The following is a 20,632-nucleotide window of genomic DNA, read 5'->3' as shown; positions in this document are numbered from 1 at the left end:
ATGACAGCAGCATCATGGCTGCAGCGACTCCCTCCGATCCGGTTCCGCTCGACGAGGCTTTCCGCACCGCGATGCGGCGGCTGGCGGCGACCGTCACCGTGATCACCACCCGCAATGACAGCGGCATCCGCCACGGCATGACCGCCACCGCCGTCACCTCGGTTTCCGCCAGCCCGCCGGCGGTGCTGGCCTGCGTGAACCGTTCGGCCGCCCTGCATGCCCAGCTCGGTCTGGGCCAGCGTTTCTGCATCAACCTGCTGCATCGCAGCCAGCAGCGCCTGTCGGAAGTGTTCAGCGGCGCCATCGAGGGCGAGGCGCGCTTTGCCGAGGGCGACTGGCAGGCCGATGCCGCCGGCCTGCCCTACCTGGCCGATGCCCAGGCCAACATCTTCTGCGAGATCGAGGCGGTGCATGCCTATGGCACCCATTCGATCTGCATCGGCCGGGTGACCGGCGCGATCAGCCGCGCCGATGTCGATCCGCTGGTCTACCAGGACGGCTGCTACATGGGCACCGGCCCGGTCGGGGATTGCGGCCCCGGTCCCGGCCGGAACGGCTGATCAGGAATACAGCGAGACCGCCTTCAGCAGGCGGCGGAATTCGTCGACCACCTGGCGCTCGACCCGTTCGTTTAGGGCCACCGTGCTTTTCAGCCGCCGCGGACGCAGCGGCAGCACGCGGGCCGGCGCCGGCTGCGGCAGCCGGATCGCGGCCGGACGCGCGGCGGCGGCCGGCAGCGGCGTGACGGTGGCCGGCGGACGCGGCGCCGGCCTTGCCGGTGCGGCGGCGCGGCCGGGCAGTGGCGCCAGTTTCAGCTGCGGCAGGTCGCGGAAGCCCGACGAGGCCAGCACCTCGATGCGCGGCGCGGTGCCGGCGGGCTGTTCCTCGATCAGCAGCAGATGCGGAAAGCGTGCCGCCAGCAGGGCGAAGGTCTCGTCGGCCAGGAAGGAGGGTTCGGGGATGGCGCACCAGCGCTGTTCGCCCTCGAAGCCGATCGGTCGCCGCCGCGCCCGGTAGAGCCGGCCGAGGCCGTCGGCGAAGGCCGGGTCCTTCTGGAACACGATCACCACCTGCCGGTGCAGGTCGGCCGGGCTCTGCCGGCGGATCACCACCAGCGCGAGGTCGGCCGGCTGGGCGCCGAGCGCGGCCGCCGCGCCGACGAAGCCCATGACCGTGCCGGCCCGGCGCACATCCTGGGTCAGGAAACCCAGGCGTGCGGCATGGCGCAGGGTGCCGATCGGCGTGAAGAAGCGCGGTTCCAGCCTCATGCCCCCATCCTAGCCCGTCCCGGCCCGCCGGCGCGACCGTATTTCCCGGTAACCCCGGGGAAATCCCCCGGCACATCCCCCATGGTTAATGCCAGCCGAAGCGGAGCCAGAGGGCGGCCACCAGCCCGAAATGCCAGGCCAGCCACAGCAGCAGCACGGCCAGACCCAGCGCCGCATAGAGCAGCCAGGGCTGGCGCCGTTCGGCATAGGGGTCCTGCAGGGCGCGCTCGGCACCGGGCGGCAGCTTCGCCACCTGGGTCAGGCTGCCGCCGAAGGGGATGTTGATGCGCGCCCGCGCATTCACCGCCCAGCCATTGGCATCGAGGATCGGGCCGAGGTTGCGCTGGCGCAGCTTCATCGCCGCGATCACCATCGAGGGACCCGAGACCACGAGGATGACGCCCAGCACGGCCAGCGGGATCTGCCACCAGGCCAGGTTCAGCAGCCCGGTCACCACCGAGGCCAGCGCCGTGCCGATGGCGCCGATGGCCAGGCCGATGGCGGCGAAAATCCCGGCGAACTTGCCGGCATCGAAGGCCGGTGCCGGCTTGGGTGGCGGCGGCGGCGCGCCGGTGGCGGCGGCGGTGCCGGTGGCGACCAGCTGCGCGGTCATCTGCGTCTCTGCCGCCTTGCTGCGGGCGGCGGCGAATTTCTCGATCTGGTCGCCGATCAGCTTGCCGACCTTCCTGAACGGCATCCAGAAGGCCTCGCGGATCGAGATCGGGTGGCTGACCACGCGGGTGACCACGGCATCCCAGTCGCGGCCGCGGCGGTCGTAGAACACGCCGTTGCGGCCCACCGCCAGCAGGTCGGAATCGCCCGCCGTGATGCCGGCGGCGATCGTCATCTTCTCGTTGCTGCCCTTGCGGGTGCAGTCGCAGTAGAGCAGGAAGATGCGGCTGTTGGTGGCCATCGCCGCATGCCGGGCGGCATCGTCGACCTGGACGCAGAGGTCGCAGGACCGCCCGTCGATATACAGCGTGCCGATCTGGAAGATCGCCCGCGCGCGGCGGGTGTAGAAATCGCGGAACGAAATGAAGTTGTTCAGCAGCGGCACCAGGTCGCGCAGGAAGCGGGCCAGCTTCTCGACCGCGGCGACGGCCTCGAATTCGGGGGCCAGCGCCGCATCCTCGGCGATCAGCTGCACGATGCGGGCGCGTGTCTGCCCGGCGCGGATTTCGCGCACCCGGTCGATGCCCAGCGGTTCGACCATGGCACCGGCCTTGCGGCCCTGCCAGGCGATGCAGGGGGCCAGCCTTTCGCGCAGGGCCCGCCAGTCGGCCTCGCTCAGCGCATTGCGGGCGCCCAGCAGCGGCTGCACCACCGCATCGCGGAAGCGCGCCACCGCCTCGGCCCAGGCCGGATTGACCGTCTCGTCCAGCGGCAGGGCGCGGCCGGCCTCGATGCGGGCCAGCGGCAGGCCGGCGACCGGCGCGGGATCGCCGGCAAGGTCGACCGTGGCCAGCGCGGCGAAGACGGCGGCATCGGCATTCAGCGCGGCGGCGGCCGGCGGATCATAGGCGGCCAGCCGGCAGCGGAAGAAATAGTCGTCGACCCTGGCCTGCACGGCCTGCAGGGCGGTGACGGCGCCGCCGGTGGCGGGGCCGAGCGGCTGCAGGCTGTCGGGATCGCCGACGGCCTCGTCCATCCAGGCGGCATAGGCGTCGATGGCGGCGAAAAAGGCGTCGCATTCGGCCTGGCCGAGCCCGGCCGGGCCGCCGCGGTCGGGCCGGCTGCCGGCGCGTTCCATGATCAGCCGCATCACCGCCGCCGTTTCGGCATCGGGGGCGCAGTCGGGCGGCACGATGCCGTCGCCGTTCAGGTAGCTCTGGGCATAGATGGCGGCGAGATTGCCGGCCTGGTCGGGACTGATCGAGCCGGCATCCTCCTGCCCCAGATTGCACAGGATGCGCCGGGCCGAGGCGAGGATGGCGGCACCCTCGGCGCTGCTGTCGTCGATCAGCGCCAGCGGCAGCACCGCATGGCCGGCAAACAGCGCATCGGGGTCTTTCACCAGGCCGAGGGTCCAGCGCAGGGCGGCCAGCAGTTCCGGCGCGCGGATGCGGCCATCGCCGTCGGCATCGATCAGGGCCAGGGTGCGGCGGTCGAACTCGACCGAATGCACCGGGCAGGCCAGGGCCAGCCAGAGCTTCTGGTCGAGGCCGCCGCCCTCGCCCCCGCCGGCGGCGGGCAGTCCGGCCAGCGCCCTGAGGTCGGCCCCGGTCTCGATGCGCAGCTGGTCGAAGCCGCCGGCCCGGAAGAAGCGCCAGCGATGCGGGGCCGCCGCCGCCAGGGGAGCAGCCGGGGAGACGGATGAAGCGGCATCGGCCATGGGACACTCCGGCAGAGATTGGCTATGTGCCCGGAAATGAAGCAGATTTCCGGGCTGCTGACCAGCAAAACCACCCGCGGCCGCCCCCTGGCCGCTGGTGACCGCTGCGGACCGTTGGTGACCGCTGCGGACCGCTGCGGACCGCTGGTGACCGTTCCGGACCGCTGGTGACCGCTGCGGACCGTTTGCCCTTATTGCCACGCCTGCGCGCATGACGGCACCACCGACACCCGCCACCAGAGCAGCATGCTTGTGCATGCAGAGCCGGCGCCGGGCGGATGCCCCCGATATAGGGAACATTCAGGAAACATCAAGGGGCTGCCCGATTGCAACCCGGCGCGGCTAGACTGCCGGCTAGACTGGCCGGGCGGCGGCTGATTCGCCGCCGGACTGTGTGCCGGTGTGATGCCGGGTGTGATTGTGATGCCGGGTGTGATGAGGGGGAGCCGCCGATGCTGATCAACTGCGTCGCCTATCGCGGGGGCGAGAAGCTGGCCGAGCCGCCGGTGGCCGAGATCGACCGCTTCGTCGGCCAGCCCGACACCTTCGTCTGGGTGGCGCTGAAGGACCCGGTGCTGGCCGAGCTGGAGGAGCTGCAGGCGGAATTCGGCCTGCACGACCTGGCGGTGGAAGACGCGCGGATGGGCCACCAGCGGCCGAAGCTGGAGGAATACGGCGACCAGATGTTTGCCGTGATGCATCTGCTGGAACTCGACCGCGAGGGCGAGCTGCATCGCGGCGAGGTGGACGTGTTCGTCGGCCGCGACTTCGTGCTCAGCGTGCGCAGCGGCAGCCATGCCGATTTCCTCGGCGTGCGGCGACGCTGCGAGGCCGAACCCGAATTGCTGAAACAGGGCTCGGGCTTCGTGCTCTATGCGCTGCTGGATGCGGTGGTGGACCGCTATCTGCCGATCATGGAGCGGCTGGAAGACGAGCTGGAGGAGATCGAGGAGCAGATCTTCGCCGGCGACGGCGCGGCGCGGCCGGCCGGCGCGGCGCGCGAGACGATCCGCCGGCTCTATGCGCTGAAGCGCAAGACGGCGATGCTGAAACATGCCGTCTCGCCGCTGATGGAGGCGGTGGGCCGGCTCTATGGCGGCCGGGTGCCGCGGCCCTGCATGGGCCTCAGCGAATATTACCGCGACGTCTACGACCACCTGACCCGGCTGAATGCCTGGATCGACACCATGCGCGAAACCATCACCACGGCGATCCAGGTGAATTTCTCGATGGTGGCGATCGAGGAAAGCGAAGTGAACAAGCGGCTGGCCGCCTGGGCCGGCATCTTCGCCGTGGCCACCGCCTTTGCCGGCATCTGGGGCATGAATTTCGAGGTGATGCCGGAACTGAAATGGCAGTGGGGCTATCCCGTCGCCCTGCTGCTGATGGCCGGCGTGTGCGGCCTGCTCTACTGGCGCTTCCGGAAAAGCGGGTGGCTGTAGGGGGGCGCCTTGCCATTTAAAGACCAATTGGTCTATATATAGCTGATGAGCCGCCAGACTGCAGCCCGGGCGCCCCGTGGCCGCCCCAGAAGTTTCGACATGGACATTGCCGTCGAACGCGCGATGGCCGTGTTCTGGTCGCGCGGCTATCACGCCACGGCCCTGCCTGACCTGCTGCATGCGACGAAGCTGTCGCGTGGCAGCCTGTACGCCGCTTTCGGCGACAAGCATGCGCTCTTCCTGCTTGCACTCGACCGCTATATCGCCGACGCCCTGGCGCGCATGGACAGCGAACTCGCCGCCGGCAGAGAGCCGGTGGACGGCCTGCGGGCCTATCTTGCCGGCTATGTCGACCGCACGAGCGGTGCCCGCGGCCGCCGCGGCTGCCTGCTGGTGGCCACGGCCATGGAACTGGCAGGCCGCGATGCCGAGGTCGACCGCCGCGTCGGGCATTTTTTCAGGGCCATGGAAAGCCGGCTGGCAGACACCCTTTCCCGGGCGAAGGCGGCGGGGCGGCTAGCCGCCGGCGTCGAGCCCGCGAGTGCCGCCCGCATTCTCGTCTGCTTCGTCGAGGGGCTGCGCGTGACCGGCAAGACGGGGCCGTCGCGGCTGGCATCGCAGGCAACCGCCGACGCCCTTCTCGACCGTTTCCTCGGATAGGCCGTTCGATGACTACCGGCACCGCCAGCAGGAACGCGCCCATATCTGGACTGATCGGTCTTTAAAGGAAGATTGCAATGTCTGCCCTCCAGATCGTCTGCGCCGTGACCGTCCCCCTGCTCTGGGGCTATCAGTTCGTGGTCATCAAGATGGGGCTTCTGCAGTTTCCGCCGCTGTTCTTCCTTGCCCTGCGCTTCCTGGCCATCGCGCTGCTGCTGATCCCGTTCGTCCGGCGGCCCACGGCCCGGCAGTTCGGCCCGGTTGCGGCGATTTCGGTTTTCCTTGGCGGGCTGAATTTCGGGCTCTTCTACATCGGCCTCGGGCTCGGCTCCGGCAGCCTGTCGGCAATCGCCTATCAGCTTGCCACGCCCTTCACCATCCTGCTGGCCTGGCCGCTGCTGGCGGAGCGGCCTTCCCTGACCACGGCTGCCGGCGTGGCGATGGCATTCGCCGGGGTGGTCGTACTGGCGGCAGATCCCGGCCTGACCGCCGGCGCGGTACCGCTGCTGCTTGTGGTCGGGGCCGCCTTCGCGTTTGCGATGTCGAATATCCTGACGAAGCGCCACGGCCCTTTCGACCCCCTGATGCTGATGGGATGGTCGTCGCTGCTGACCGTGCCGCAGGTCATGCTGATGTCGCTGCTGCTGGAACAGGGCCAGCTGGCGAGCCTGGCCATGGCGGATATCCATGGCTGGCTGGCCCTCGCCTACACGGTCTTCATCGGCGGCATCCTCGGCTTCGGCCTCTGGTTCTGGCTGATCGCCCGCTGTTCGATGGGCCGCGTCGCGCCATTCGGCCTGCTGCTGCCGGTATTCGCCGTGATTTCCAGCGTGCTGGTCCTCGGCGAGCCGGTGACCCCGAAACTGGTTGCCGGCGGGCTGCTCGCGGTTTCTGGCGTCGCCGTCACCCAGGTCAGGCTGCGCGCGCGGCCGGCCTGAACCCGGATGCCGGTGGGCGGCGGATGCGGAAAACGGAAAGGCCGGCCCGGCTGTGGCGGGCGGCTGCACGCATGGCCTCTGCCCGAGGCCGGGGCGCCATGCTAGGCTCGCCGCAACGGGCGGCAGACGCGCCCGGCCCGAGGCATACGATGATACTCCCTCTCCGACCGACATCCGCCGCGGCACTTGCCCTGCTCCTGCTCGCCGCCTGCCAGACGCAGGCACCGTCGCAGACGCCGCCGCAGACGGTCATGAGCGCCGACGAGGCCGAGGCGCGGCAGGTCTGCAACGACGAGACGGCGGCGGATGTGCGCTATGCCGGCAGTGAAGCCGCCTATGAAGGCTGCGTCGCGCAGTTCCTGTACAAGCGCAGGCGTGGCTGGCGCTGAGGCCGCGGCGCGGGGATCGCCGCCGCCGCTTCGCTTCAGGGCGCGCGGGCAGAGACTACTGGCGGCCAGAGACTACTGGCGGCCAGGGACTACTGATCGGGATGAAAGCGGAGAGAGGGAAAAATGGTGGGCGCACCAGGGCTCGAACCTGGGACCCGCTGATTAAGAGTGCGGCTGGGGCTTTACGCTCAATTACGCTCACAACCCCCGGCGATACTCACCATCAATATTTTCAGTGACATAGACGACTCTTCGCTACGCTTAACCACTCTACTTTTGCTTGATTTTTCATTTTTGCTGCTTCCATAGTGCTTCCAGAAATTCGGTTGTACCGGAGTGAAGCACCATGGCGGCCCTGTCCAAGACCCGCGTTGAAGCCTTCGAGATCAAAGCGCGTGACTACTTCGTCTGGGATGACGAGGTGAGCGGCTTTGGCGTGCGCATCATGCCAAGCGGCAAGCGCACCTACATGGTCCAGTATCGCGCCGGCGGCCGCACACGGCGGGTCAAGATCGGCCAGCATGGCGTACTGACGGCCGACGAGGCCCGCAAACGCGCAAAAGAGCTCTTAGGGGCCGTTGCCAAGGGCGACAACCCGGCCGAGGCCATCGACACCCACCGCCGCGCCCCCACCGTCAAATCCGTCTCAGAGCGCTTCATGGAGGAGCATGTCGCCAAGCGCTGCAAGCCGTCGACCGAACGCGACTGCCGCTCCATGCTCGACCAGCATATTCTGCCCAAGCTTGGTAGCTTCAAGATTGTCGATGTGAGCCGCCCCGACATAGCCGACCTGCATCACACCTTGCGCAAGACGCCATACCGGGCAAACCGCGTGTTAGCTCTGCTATCGAAGATGTTTAACCTCTGCGAAGTCTGGGGCCTGCGGCCCGACGGCGCCAATCCCTGCCGCCATGTCCAGAAATACCGCGAGGAGCGCCGCGAGCGCTATCTGACCCCCGACGAGCTGGAACGGGTCAGCACGGCCCTCAGGGACGCTGAGACGGCCAAAGACCTATCGCCCTACCATATCGCCGCCTTCCGGCTGCTGATCCTCACCGGCTGCCGCCTAGGCGAAATCCTGACCCTGCAATGGTCCTTCATCCGGGGCGGCTATCTGAACCTGCCAGACAGCAAGACGGGCGCGCGGCGCATCCCGCTGACGCCAGAGGCCCAAGCCGTCATCAATGCCATACGAAAGCTTGATGGCAATCCGTATGTCATAGCCGGCGAAGTCGAAGGCCAACACGCCGTCAATCTGGAGAAATCGTGGCGCCATATCCGCAAGCGGGCCAAGCTGCCAGAGGTCCGTATCCATGACCTGCGCCATACCTATGCCTCGCTGATGCTCCAAGGCGGCATGGCGATTACCACGCTGCAAAAGCTACTCGGCCACACGCAAATCCAGACGACCATGCGTTACGCCCATCTGGATGACGCCACAGTCCGGGAGGCGGCAACTCTCGGCGCGACACGGCTTGGCGGGATGATCGGCCTAGCGCCGGCAGAGCCGCCCTCGCCTGCCGGGCCGGTGGCCTCTGTATCGATCGCGCCCGAGACCGTAGAGGCCGGCGGCAATGTGGTCCGCTTCCCGGAGCGCCCGAAACAGCCGCCCGCCAAAGCAGCGGGCTAATCGGCATCCGAGGGCAGGAATATGACGCCGCAGGAAACGCCAAAGGATGGCGAGCTGCTGAGGTCATATCAGCGCTATCTCGCCCGTGCGGTCGGCGGATCGGCCCTCCGGAATCAGGGGGCGCCGGATATGGTCAAAACGGCCAGAGGCTATCTGGAGACGGTCGACCTGAAGGCCCTCGCTGACTGCAATCAGGACCAATATATGGCAGTGCTCGACCAAATGACCGACGAGCTGGCGAACCGGTTTCCGGATGGAGGCCAAGGCAACTGGGGCGCCGCCCGCAAGGCCACAAACATCTTCCTCTTTGCCTGCTGCCGCGAGCTGGTGTTTTCACGGGCCTATGGCTTGGACCGTCTAAAGACGTACCTTGAAATGCCATTGGACAGCTATGCCATTAAATACCTGCGCAACAAGGCACGCTCCGCCAATGAAAAGACCGCACTCGACGACTGGACGGCCATAAGAACGCTGACCAAGCCGCTGAGCGACCGGATACAGGAGTTCGCCGCAGCCGTGGCCCGTCGGGAAGGCTGTTTCCGGTGTGAACTCGACCTCATCGCATGGACAGAACGCAACGCCGACAAGGGAAATAACCTTAAGGGGTCGAGTTGAGCTGGCCCCGCTTACCGCATGCCTCATTGGAGAATCAGATACAGCCCCTTAAGGGGCTTTCCTCTTAAGAGGTCGGCATGCCCTCCATGTTGGAAACACCCTTAAGACCGTCCTTAAGCGCGAATTGGCCTATGGGGGAATTGCAGCAGCCCGCAACTCTGCCCTTACGTTACGTATACGGGTTCCGACAGAGCTCCCCCCACGTTACGTTACGTAGGCAAAACCGAGTCTGTGAGCGCCCATCCATTCAATGACCGACCTTCTCGACATCTGGAACCGTGGCTATTCGGTCGCCGAGCTTTGGGGACATACGTCTCCGCCGACGTCCAAGTCCGCCAGCCTGAATGATGCCAAAAATGCCCCCGACTGGGGCCTGCTAAGCGCAAAAGAATATTACGATGGCTATGGCCAAGGCGGAGCCTATGCCCTCAGACAACTGGTATCAGGCAATTGGGTTGCCATAGGCTTCAAGGCACCCCGCACCATGACGTCATCATTGATGGTTATTCCCAAGACCGTCATTGCTGGACTGGACCTATATGACGACGACTCCACCTTGGCCGGCAGCGGATTGCATTTTGTCGGGGTTCATATCGTCCATTGCAGCCTGTTTGACGAAAGCACCTCCATTGAACCTTCTGGCAAACGGCGCAAACCCGGCCGTCCAACGGCAGAGCCATATATCCAAGGCGCCTTCTCTGCTTTGTTAAATGCCGGCCTGATTGACCTTTCCGCCCCGACTGCCACGCATTTTTCCATCATCCGGAAAAAGATTGGCGAGCTGTATCCGGAATCGGACGCCAATAATCTGAGCGATAAAGTTCTCTACAAATGGCTGCCGTCAATGATTAGAGCCGCGATTAATTCAAGCCAGTAAGTCAACGCCTCTCGTTCCACAATCTATAAATCAGCTCCGGCTTTATAGACGTTTTTGTGGAATCCGCGTTGAGCGACGCTTACTCCCGTTGGACGAACGTGGAGTGAGTGTAATGCAAACCGGCGCTGTCATTGGCGAGTTAGACCCTGATCATCTGGATCGGCTGATAAACGAACAGGAAGCCGCAGGCTTCCTCGGCTACTCCGTTCGTGCCTTGCAGAACTGGCGTGTGCGGGGTGGTGGGCCTGACTTCGTGAAAGTATCCACGCGTTCGGTTCGATACTGCCGGCGCGACTTGATCGCGTGGTATTCCGCGCGGACAAGGTCGAGCACGTCTCAACCGGACACGGCCTAACGGCTGTGTCTATGCGCAGCCCAACATCTCCAGTTTTGGCCTGGCGGGGCTGGCTGCACCGTCAGGTGTTTTGGGGCCGCAAGGCTCCTAGGGGGAGCTGGCTCTGCCAGCTCCCCCGTTCTTTGCAACTCTCTCCGGCCCCAAAACGCAAAGCAGCCCCGGCGCGCAGCGCCGGAACCTGCCGCGCCGCACAAGCGGAGCGGCACTTACCAACGGAATAACCATAGAGGGGGGTCTTTGTAGCACCCCCCTCTAGAACCACAGAAAGCAGACATATGACGACGCTGAAACCGATCTACTGGAACTTCGACAAACTCGACGTGGCTTTTCAGGGCATCGTGCAGCAGGCAATGCTGGACGCTCTGGAACAGGCGCGATTGCAGGCACAAGCCAGTCGGTCTCAGGAGGCTCTGGAATGGCGCGGGGAGAAGATGCATGTAGCGGGGCACGGGGCCCCCGGCGGCTATGCCTATCTCTGCGATACCGGCCCCGTAGGGGCCAAATGGTTCTTCAGCCGAAATCAATCCGTATCAGGCTGGAATATACGCGTCTCGGTCAAATCCAATGCACTCGCCTCTATGGGGCTCGGCCGCGTCCGGGCAGAAATCTACCGGTATCTTGACGCCATTGGAGCAAAAGTATTTAGCGAGGCAATTTCCCGCGTCGACTATTGTATGGACCTTGTGGCGTCGGAGATCGAAGCCGCATCGGGAGAGCCATTCGCCCTCAATCCAACAGCCTTTGTCATGCACTCCCATACCAGCCGGGCGGATCACGAGGTTGAGACCAAACAATCTCATGGCATATCTGGCCGCTATACGTCTGTAACCTGCGGCAAGATGCCGGGCCGGCAGGTCATTGTCTATGACAAGTCCAAAGAGGTTCAGGAGCGCCAAAAGCCGGAATGGTGGAAGCATTGGAACGCGGCCATAGAAGCCAATGGCGGGACTCCGCTCGTTGGCAATGAGCGTATATGGCGAGTCGAACTCCGGGCCGGCAAGCGGCATCTGAAAGACCGCTGGGGAATAACCACATGGGCTGAGCTGGATAACAAGCTGGGAGATGTTCTGTCCTGTGCCGCCGAGCAAATCCGGTACACCCGCCCCAGCCCCAGCGATACCCAGAGGTTCCGCTGGCCGAATCACCCCCTTTGGGATGCCGTTCAAGCCACCATAGCGGCCGACCTAGCGGAAATGACCTCCGGGGCGAAGCCCGGGGTGGTGAAGGAAATTCACCGACAGCAGCTGCTGGCAGTTATGGAACGGCAGCTGCTGGGACAGGTTCCGACCCTAATCGAAGCGAAGGGGGCGCCGACGGATGCCGAGAGCGTCACGAGCATCGTCTCCCACTTGGTCCGCGATCACTTGGAAAACGAGCCGGAACGGTTTCATGCCGCCATTGCCCGCTCCCGCAAAAAATACATCCTCTTGTCGGACGAGCAGGGCCAGCGCCTCCGCCGGCCAACTACCATTTTATGCGGCACACCAGCCGGTAGTGGCAATTGACCACCCCCGCCCCGGAGGTATCATAAGCCCTTGTATTTAGCCGCAAACTGCCGTTTTCAGGTTTTTGCTGGGGTTTATTGGGGGGATTGCCGGTGTCTGACCTGTCCAAGCTGCTCGATTCGTTCCGGAAGGCTGCTGTCACTGAACGCGAGAAAGGGACCTACTTCGAGCGGCTGGCGGTTCATTTCATTAAGCATGACCCCGGCATGACCCAAGAATACGAAGACGCATGGCTGTTTTCCGATTGGGCCAAGGAGCATGGTAAGCAGTTTGGCCTTGACGGGCGAGACACCGGGATCGACGCCGTCGCAAAGATACGAGACGAGGATGGCTTCTGTGCAATTCAGTGCAAATTTTATCGGGAAGGTTATCGCATTCAGAAAGGCGATATAAACAGTTTCCTTAGCAGCTCGCGAATTCGGCCTTTCACGCGCGGCCTGATTATCGACACCACCGGCGCGCCATGGAGTGAGCATGCGGAGGCTATGCTGGGTCCGCTGGACATCCAGCGTATAGGCCTTGATCGTCTGGAAGAAAGCCCAATCGACTGGGCAATCTGGTTCGAGACCGGTGAAGCCCGCGTCACACCGCGGAAGACAATTAAGCCTCATCAAATTGATGCGCTAAATGCGGTTCGAGCTGGGCTGGCAGAGCAAGACCGCGGCAAGCTGATTATGGCCTGCGGCACGGGAAAGACATACACCGGTTTAAAGATTGCCGAAGATCAAGTTGGCACAGGCGGGTACGTTCTGGTGCTGGTCCCCTCACTGGCATTAATGAGCCAAACCATCAGGGAATGGACCATCGACAGTTCAACGCCTCTCCGGTCTTTTGCCGTCTGCTCAGATACTCAGGTCGGCAAGCGTCGAAAGAGCAAAGATGATCTAGCTGAAGTAGATGTCCACGATCTCGACTACCCAGCGACAACGAGTGCGGTAAAACTTGCAAGTCGGGCTCACCGGCCAGCGCCCGAGCGCATGACAGTAGTGTTTGCTACTTACCAGTCGATTCAAGTCATCAGCGATGCTCAAAAGCAGCATGGCCTGAATGCATTTGACCTAATAATTTGCGACGAAGCACACCGCACCACAGGCGCAACTCTTGCGGGTGACAATGAGAGCGCGTTTGTGAAGGTTCACAACCAAGATTTCATAGCGGGCAAGAAGCGCCTCTATATGACCGCCACCCCCCGGGTCTTTGGCGACGCCATTAAGGCCAAAGCCAATGAAGTATCCGCCGTGTTGGCCTCTATGGATGACGAAGCACTCTACGGCCAGACCCTATTCACACGAGGCTTTGGCTGGGCTGTCGAGAACCGTCTTCTGACAGACTATAAGGTTCTGGTTTTGGCGGTTGACGAGGCCATGGTAAGCGCGAGCGTACAGAATCGCCTCGCCGAAGGCTCAGAGCTGAAACTTGACGACGCAACCAAGATTATTGGTTGTTATAAGGCGCTAGTAAAATCCGGGTTAACGGAAGAATTGACCGATGACAGCGGCCCAATGCGCCGCGCATTGGCCTTTGCAAAAGACATCAAGAGCTCAAAGCTAATTCAAGATGAATTCGCAGCGGTAGTTAGGGAGTACATTGCCTCTGACGAAGGAAAAGAGGCTCTCGGCAGCGCTCCACCCCTTGCATGCGAACTGCGCCATGTAGACGGCACCATGGGCGCCAAAGAAAGAACTTCTCTTCTGGATTGGCTGAAAGCTGAGAATGATGATGCTTGCCGCATTCTAACCAATGCGCGCTGCCTTTCAGAAGGCGTTGACGTTCCAGCACTCGACGCCGTTCTTTTTATGCACCCGCGCAAGAGCCAAGTCGACGTGGTGCAGTCCGTTGGCCGCGTCATGCGACGCGCTGACGGGAAGCGCATGGGATATGTAATCCTACCGATTGGTGTACCGGCGAACAAAACGCCTGAGGAGGCACTCAACGACAATGAGCGCTACCGGGTGGTGTGGCAAATCCTGAATGCTCTACGCTCGCACGACGAGCGATTCGACGCCATGATTAACAAGGCCGACCTTGGGGTCGACATTAGCGATCATATTGAAGTGATAGCAGTCAGCAATCGCCTGCCTTCTCATTCGAAGCAGGCCAAAATGGGCATTGGTATTGGCCAAGGAAGTCAGACCGAAGACGATGACTCCACAGACGGCGATAGCACGCCACGCCAGAGCACCCCTTTCCAGACGGCATTTGCCTTTGACGAATTCACAAGGGCGATCATGGCGAAGATCGTCAAGAAATGTGGGCGTCGAACCTACTGGGAGGATTGGGCCAGCGACATTGCTAAGATCGCGCAAGCTCACATTAGCCGCATCAAAGGACTAGTGGAAAAACCAAATACGCCTGAGCGTGAAGCATTTGGAAGATTCCTAAGCGAGATTCGCGATGACTTAAATGAGAAAGTCACAGAAGACGAAGCCATAGAGATGCTGGCCCAGCACCTCATCACACAGCCTGTGTTTGAGGCTCTGTTTGAAGGCTACAGCTTCGCGGAAGCCAATCCCGTTTCAAGGGCGATGCAAAATGTATTGGAAACACTGCGCGCGCACCGAATTGAAAAAGAAGCCGAGAAGCTAGAAGGATTCTACGCCAGCGTTAAACGCCGAGCTGCTGGAATTGATAACGATGCAGCCAAGCAAAGGATTGTGGTTGAGCTATATGACAAGTTCTTCCGCAATGCCTTCCCAAAAATGACAGATCGCCTTGGCATTGTGTATACACCAGTTGAGATCGTTGACTTCATCCTTCATTCTGTAAACGAGTTACTTCAGAGTGAATTTGGGCAAACTCTTGGCAGTGAGGGCGTCCATATTCTGGACCCATTTACCGGGACAGGTACTTTCATTACCCGCCTCATTCAGTCTGGACTGATCTCCCATGCGGACCTGGCACGTAAGTACGCAACTGAGATTCATGCCAACGACATAATTCTTCTGGCCTACTACATTGCGGCGATAAACATCGAAGCGGCCTATCACGATCAGATGGGAGGCGACTATCGCCCATTTGAAGGCATCTGCCTAACAGACACCTTTCAACTGTATGAGCAAGAACGGGACCTCATCGCCGACCTTATGGTAGACAACTCCAATCGGCGCGAGCGCCAAAGACGCTTGCCTGTCCGCGTGATTGTCGGAAACCCCCCCTACTCCGATGGTCAGGAGAGCGAGAATGATAATGCAAAGAACATAGACTACCCAAAGCTGGATGATCGAATTGCACAGACCTATGAAGCAAGGTCATCCGCAAAGCTCAGGACTGCTCTCTACAACAGCTACATCCGTGCCATTCGTTGGGCAAGCGACAGAATCGGCGAAGCCGGCGTGATCGGCTTTGTCACTAATGCTGGGTGGGTAGACGGCAAGGCTGCAGACGGACTCCGGAAGTCACTTATCACAGAATTCTCCAATATCTACGTATTCCATCTGCGGGGAAATCAAAGGACCTCGGGAGAACGCTCAAGACAAGAAGGAGGCAAAGTTTTTGGATCGGGTAGCCGAGCACCCATTGCGATAACGTTTCTGGTGAAAAATCCAAATGCCCATGAGCATGGAAAAATTCTTTTTCATGATATTGGAAACTACAAGACCAAGGACGAGAAGCTAGCGATTGTTCATCAATTCAAGAGCCTCAATGGCGTCTCCAAGGCGCAGGGATGGAAGCCTATCACTCCCGACAAGCATGGGGACTGGCTTGGCCAAAGAGACAAAGGATTTGATCGTTTTATTCTGATCGGGGAAAACAAAGTAAAAGGATTAAAGACGGTATTCTCCCTGTATTCCGGGGGCGTTAAAACAAATCGAGATAACTGGGCCTTCAATCCGAGCCGCAATGACTTGGAGGCCAATATGCGCCGGATGATTGACACTTATAACGCCGAGGTTAAGCGATTTGGCACCATATATGGCAGTGTCGACCGTAAGGCACGAATGGCGGCGGTGGATGACTTTGTTGAAAGCGATCCCGCCAAGATTAGTTGGTCCGGCGACCTTAAGGACGAGTTGGTAAAGGGGAAAAAGGCTCGATTCCGGGCTGAAGCAATAGCCCCGAGTCTCTATCGCCCATTCACACGGCAATGGCTGTATTTTGACAGGCAGCTCAACAACAGCATCTATCAGATGCCGCGCCTTTTCCCAATGGGCCATGCCAAGTTGGAAAACAGAGTCATTATGCTTAAGCAAAGGCCTCCTGCCGGAAGCCAGTTCGCATTAATGACAAACGTCATACCGGAACTGCAAACGGATGGCGGGACTCAATGCTTCCCTCGATGGGTTTATGATGAGCGCGCGGTATTGGCTGGTGACGATCTAGCCTTGGAAGACCAATTATCGGGAGATAGCCCGGTACGCCGCGACGCGATTACTGACGTCGGAATCGCACACTTTCGGGCGGCCTACCCCGGAGAAGAGATTACCAAGGACGATTTGTTCTACTATGTTTATGGCCTAATGCATTCGTCAGAATATCGCATCCGCTATGCCGACAACCTCTCAAAGCAGCTTCCCCGCATTCCTGCTGTGAAGCGCTATGACGATTTCCGCGCCTTTGTCGACGCCGGACAGCGGTTGGGAGACCTTCACTGTGATTATGACGACGCCGAACTCTACCCCGTCACGATCGCACAAGGGGACCTGAGACTGGCGAACATCCCCAATCCGGCAAGCTATTTCCGAGTCGAGAAGATGCGGTTTGGTGGTAAGCGCCCAAATCTCGACAAATCAACGGTGATGTACAACGCCAATATAACGCTCACAGGAATTCCGTTAGACGCCTACGAGTATATTGTAAATGGCAAGCCAGCCTTAGAGTGGGTCATGGAGCGCCAAAGCGTAAAGACGGACAAGGACAGTGGCATCACGTGGGATGCAAATGCATATGCCAACGAAACCATGGGTGATCCAACCTATCCGCTAAAGCTGTTCCAGCGGGTTATTACGGTAAGCCTCGAAACAATGAAAATCGTGAGATCGCTTCCGCGACTCGATTTACAAGGCGACTAGAGCAAGCGACAAGCTGACAAGATTTGAGTCAAACGAATAAGCTTGAGCCTGCACCAATGTAGGCAAGCGCAAATTCTTCTGTTAGCGAGAACTGGCCCTCGCTGCTTGACACTACTTTTCGGCGAGTAAAGCGCTGTCCAGCCAGACCGGCGCCGACAGTCGCTGCTTCCATAGTGCTTCCAGAAACGACTGCGCCGCCCATCGCATTTCTACGGGGCGGCGGAAGTCATTGCAGTATTTTGGAAAAATGGTGGGCGCACCAGGGCTCGAACCTGGGACCCGCTGATTAAGAGTCAGCTGCTCTACCAACTGAGCTATGCGCCCATTTTTCCCTTGCGGCGGCCATGGCTGCCGCAGGTGTCGCCCGGGCGGCCGGGGGCCGCCGAAAGCCGCGTGAAAATATCCGGATTCGCCGGAAATGCAAGCCCTTCGGTGCCGGGAAATTGCTTTTTCGCGCCAGCGGCTTAGGCAGGCGCGGCGCGGGCGGTCAGAGGCCCGACATATGGCGGGGGATTTCGACATCCCGGTGCACATAGACGCCGATCAGCAGCCCCATGCCCACCAGCAGCGTCATCATCGCGGTGCCGCCGTAAGAGACCAGCGGCAGCGGCACGCCCACCACCGGCACCAGCCCGGACACCATGGCGACATTGATGAAGACATAGAGGAACATCAGCGTCGTCACCCCGCCGGCCACCAGGCGGCCGAACTGGCTGCGGGCGCGCAGCGCGATCATGTAGCCATAGGCGATCAGCAGGATATACAGCGCCAGCAGCACCAGGGCGCCGATCAGGCCGTGTTCCTCGGCCAGCATGGTGAAGATGAAGTCGGTCTGCTTCTCGGGCAGGAAGCTCAGGTGGCTCTGGCTGCCCTGCAGGAAGCCCTTGCCGGTGAAGCCGCCGGAGCCCAGCGCGATCTTCGACTGCAGGATATGGTAGCCCGAGCCGAGCGGGTCGGCCTCCGGGTTCATGAAGGTCAGCACCCGCTTCTTCTGGTAATCGTGCAGGAAATTCCACGCCACCGGCAGCACGGCCAGCCCGCCCAGGATCACCAGCGCGAATTTCCACCAGCGCACCCCGGCGAAGAAGAACACCGCCCCGGCCCCGGCCAGCAGCAGCATCGCCGTGCCGAGATCGGGCTGCTTGATCACCAGCCCGACCGGCAGCAGGGCCATCAGCAGCGGCACCACCAGCCAGCGGATGCGGCCGACCTCGTCGTAGCTGAGGCCGTGGAAATAGCGGGCCAGCGACAGGATCAGGGCGATCTTCATGATCTCGGAGGGCTGCACGTGGAAGAGGCCGAGATCCAGCCAGCGCTGCGCGCCCATGCCGATGCGGCCGAACAGCTCCACCGCCACCAGCATGACCAGGCCGACGGCATAGACCAGGTAGGACAGCCGCATCCACAGCCGGATGTCGGTCACCGCGATGGCGACCATGATGCAGGCGCCGACGGCGAAGCGCAGCATCTGGCGGTCGGCCCAGGGATCGATGCTGCCGCCGCCGGCCGAATACAGCGTGGCGAAGCCGATCCCGGCAATTGCCGTGATCAGCAGCACCAGACCCCAGTTCACCTCGCGCAGCTTCCTGCCGAAGGTGAGGTCGTTGCCACGGGCGGACCAGTGCGGCATCGCCTCAGCCTCCCTGTTCCGGGCCGGACCCGGGCCCCGCCGCGGCGCCCGACACGGCGCCCGACACGGCGCCGGTGCCACGCGGCGGCTGCGGATTCCGTGCCGTGGTCGGCCCCGGCGCGGCGCGGTTGCGGCGCGACGGGTCCAGCCGCTGGGTTTCCAGCAGCAGGTCGCGGGCCACCGGCGCGGCGGCCGTCGAGCCGCCGCCGCCATGCTCGATGATCACCGCGCAGGCATAGCGCGGCGACTGGATCGGCGCATAGGCGACGAACAGCGCGTGGTCGCGCTCCTCCCACGGCTTCTCCTCGTTCTTGCGCACGCGGGTTTCGCGTTCCAGCTTGGTGATGCGGCGCACCTGGGCCGAGCCGGTCTTGCCGGCCATGGCATACTGCGCCTCCATGATGCGCGCCCGCGCCGCGGTCCCGCGCGGCGGGCTGGTCACCCGCACCATGCCTTCGCGCACCATGTCCATGAATTCGCGCTTGATGTTCAGCGACGGATAGCGCTGGCTGGCCGGCCGCTGGTCCTCCAGCGGGCCGAGGCCGTCGCCGGGCCGGATGATATGCGGTTCGACGGCATAGCCGCCATTGGCGATGCGCGCCGTCATCACCGCCAGCTGCAGCGGCGTGGTCAGCACATAGCCCTGGCCGATGCCGGTGATCAGGTTTTCGCCCGGATGCCAGGGCTGGCCCAGCGCGCCGCGCTTCCAGGCCCGGGTGGGGATCAGGCCCTTGCGCTCGGCGGTCAGGCTGATTCCGGTGGCGGTGCCGAGGCCGAGCTTCTGCGCGATCTCGGCGATCTTGTCGACGCCGATCCGCCGCGCCGCCTCGTAGAAGAAGACGTCGCAGCTCTCTTCCAGCGCCGAGATCATGTTCATGGTGCCGTGGCCGCCCTTCTTCCAGCAATGGAAGGTGGCATTGCCGAATTCCATGTGGCCGGGGCAGAAGACATGGGTGTTGGCATCGATGGCGCCGGCTTCCAGTGCCGCCAGGCCGACCAGCATCTTGAAGGTGGAACCGGGCGGATACTGCCCCTGGATCGTCTTGTTGATCAGCGGCTTGTACTTGTCGGTGGACAGCGATTTCCACTGCGCCTGGGTGATGCCGACATTGAACCAGTTCGGATCGAAGCCGGGATTGGACACCAGGCAGAGCACCTCGCCGGTATGGATGTCCATCACCGCCGCCGCGGCGCTCTCGCCGGCCAGGCGGTCGACGGCAAAGCGCTGCAGTTCGGCATCGATGGTCAGCACCACGTCGTCGCCGGGCTGGCCGTCGGTGCGTTCCAGCTCGCGGATGGCGCGGCCATAGGCATTGACCTCAAGCTGGCTGTGGCCGGCACGGCCGCGCAGGCGTTCGTCGAACACCTTCTCCACGCCGCTCTTGCCGACCCGGAAGCCCGGCAGTTCCAGCAGCGGGTCGTTGCCGATCTCGGCCTCGGAAACCGCGCCGACATAGCCGACCACATGGCTGAAGGCGGCGCCGTAGGGATAGTCGCGGGTCTCGCCGACATCCAGCTGCACGCCGGGCAGGTCCGGACTGTGCAGGTTGATCTTGGCGAAATCCTCCCAGGACAGGTTCTCGGCCACCACCACCGGCACGAATTTGCGGTGCCGCTCGATCTCGCGCTTGACGCGGCTGCGCTGGCCCTCGTCGATCTGGATCAGGTTGCCGAGCGCATCCAGCGTGGCATCGACGTTGCGGCTCTGCTCGGCGACGATCATCACCCGGTAATTGCGGCGGTTGCTGGCCAGCTCGGTGCCGAAGCGGTCGAGGATGCGGCCCCGGCGCGGCGACAGCAGCCGCATGTTGATGCGGTTTTCCTCGGCCAGCAGCGCGTATTTGTCGGATTCCAGCACCTGCAGGTAATACAGCCGGCCGGCCAGCAGGCCGAACAGCCCGAGCTGCGCGGTGCCCAGCAGCAGCGCGCGCCGGGTGAAAACGCGCTGCAGGTCGTTGTCGCGGCGGTTGATCGCCATGGTC

14 protein-coding genes and 1 tRNA gene are annotated in these 20,632 nt (G+C 62.5%); 10 read left to right on the top strand and 5 right to left on the bottom strand.

Annotation, left to right across the window (positions count from 1 at the left end; translation table 11 throughout):
* Positions 1-14 precede the first annotated feature (14 nt).
* On the top strand, positions 15-560 hold the full coding sequence (locus tag ACEQZY_RS02840; protein ID WP_370152115.1) for a flavin reductase family protein: 546 nt from the start codon (positions 15-17) through the stop codon (positions 558-560).
* Here ACEQZY_RS02840 and ACEQZY_RS02835 read toward each other — a convergent pair whose 3' ends face one another.
* Both ACEQZY_RS02835 and ACEQZY_RS02830 read right to left on the bottom strand, forming a co-directional pair.
* Complete coding sequence (locus ACEQZY_RS02835) at positions 561-1,268, bottom strand: hypothetical protein (RefSeq protein WP_370152113.1); 708 nt, start codon at positions 1,266-1,268, stop codon at positions 561-563.
* Between the two features lie 85 nt (positions 1,269-1,353).
* A complete protein-coding gene (locus tag ACEQZY_RS02830; protein WP_370152111.1) occupies positions 1,354-3,600 on the bottom strand; it encodes a hypothetical protein in 2,247 nt (748 codons plus the stop codon).
* A 452-nt stretch (positions 3,601-4,052) separates the two neighbouring features.
* Here ACEQZY_RS02830 and corA point away from each other — a divergent pair, with 452 nt between their 5' ends.
* The 9 genes from corA (at position 4,053) to ACEQZY_RS02785 (ending at position 17,020) form a co-directional block, all read left to right on the top strand.
* Positions 4,053-5,042, top strand: coding sequence for a magnesium/cobalt transporter CorA (gene corA, locus ACEQZY_RS02825; protein ID WP_341705256.1), 990 nt, complete (start codon positions 4,053-4,055; stop codon positions 5,040-5,042).
* Between the two features lie 99 nt (positions 5,043-5,141).
* Positions 5,142-5,702, top strand: a complete 561-nt coding sequence (locus ACEQZY_RS02820) for a TetR/AcrR family transcriptional regulator (RefSeq protein WP_370152108.1) — start codon at positions 5,142-5,144, stop codon at positions 5,700-5,702.
* Positions 5,703-5,779: 77 nt separating this feature from the next.
* Positions 5,780-6,640, top strand: coding sequence for a DMT family transporter (locus ACEQZY_RS02815; protein ID WP_370152106.1), 861 nt, complete (start codon positions 5,780-5,782; stop codon positions 6,638-6,640).
* Positions 6,641-6,891: 251 nt separating this feature from the next.
* Complete coding sequence (locus ACEQZY_RS02810; RefSeq protein ID WP_370152103.1) at positions 6,892-7,029, top strand: hypothetical protein; 138 nt, start codon at positions 6,892-6,894, stop codon at positions 7,027-7,029.
* Positions 7,030-7,375: 346 nt separating this feature from the next.
* A complete protein-coding gene (locus ACEQZY_RS02805; RefSeq protein WP_370152101.1) occupies positions 7,376-8,659 on the top strand; it encodes a tyrosine-type recombinase/integrase in 1,284 nt (427 codons plus the stop codon).
* A gap of 21 nt (positions 8,660-8,680) precedes the next feature.
* On the top strand, positions 8,681-9,274 hold the full coding sequence (locus tag ACEQZY_RS02800) for a hypothetical protein (protein WP_370152099.1): 594 nt from the start codon (positions 8,681-8,683) through the stop codon (positions 9,272-9,274).
* Between the two features lie 250 nt (positions 9,275-9,524).
* On the top strand, positions 9,525-10,151 hold the full coding sequence (locus ACEQZY_RS02795; protein WP_370152096.1) for a hypothetical protein: 627 nt from the start codon (positions 9,525-9,527) through the stop codon (positions 10,149-10,151).
* A 630-nt stretch (positions 10,152-10,781) separates the two neighbouring features.
* Positions 10,782-12,011, top strand: a complete 1,230-nt coding sequence (locus ACEQZY_RS02790; RefSeq protein ID WP_370152093.1) for a hypothetical protein — start codon at positions 10,782-10,784, stop codon at positions 12,009-12,011.
* Between the two features lie 92 nt (positions 12,012-12,103).
* On the top strand, positions 12,104-17,020 hold the full coding sequence (locus ACEQZY_RS02785; RefSeq protein ID WP_370152091.1) for a DEAD/DEAH box helicase: 4,917 nt from the start codon (positions 12,104-12,106) through the stop codon (positions 17,018-17,020).
* A gap of 248 nt (positions 17,021-17,268) precedes the next feature.
* Here ACEQZY_RS02785 and ACEQZY_RS02780 read toward each other — a convergent pair.
* The 3 genes from ACEQZY_RS02780 to mrdA form a co-directional block, all read right to left on the bottom strand.
* A tRNA-Lys gene (locus tag ACEQZY_RS02780) sits at positions 17,269-17,344 on the bottom strand.
* A 163-nt stretch (positions 17,345-17,507) separates the two neighbouring features.
* A complete protein-coding gene (rodA, locus tag ACEQZY_RS02775) occupies positions 17,508-18,650 on the bottom strand; it encodes a rod shape-determining protein RodA (protein WP_370152088.1) in 1,143 nt (380 codons plus the stop codon).
* A 4-nt stretch (positions 18,651-18,654) separates the two neighbouring features.
* The gene (mrdA, locus tag ACEQZY_RS02770) at positions 18,655-20,628 is read right to left on the bottom strand and encodes a penicillin-binding protein 2 (protein WP_370152086.1); all 1,974 of its coding nucleotides are present in this window, start codon (positions 20,626-20,628) and stop codon (positions 18,655-18,657) included.
* Positions 20,629-20,632 lie beyond the last annotated feature (4 nt).

The sequence above is a fragment of the Ferrovibrio sp. genome (genome assembly GCF_964218355.1).
Lineage (GTDB): Bacteria > Pseudomonadota > Alphaproteobacteria > Ferrovibrionales > Ferrovibrionaceae > Ferrovibrio.
The sequence above is the reverse complement of the archived record's forward strand: the minus strand, read 5'-3'. Positions and strand labels throughout refer to the sequence as shown.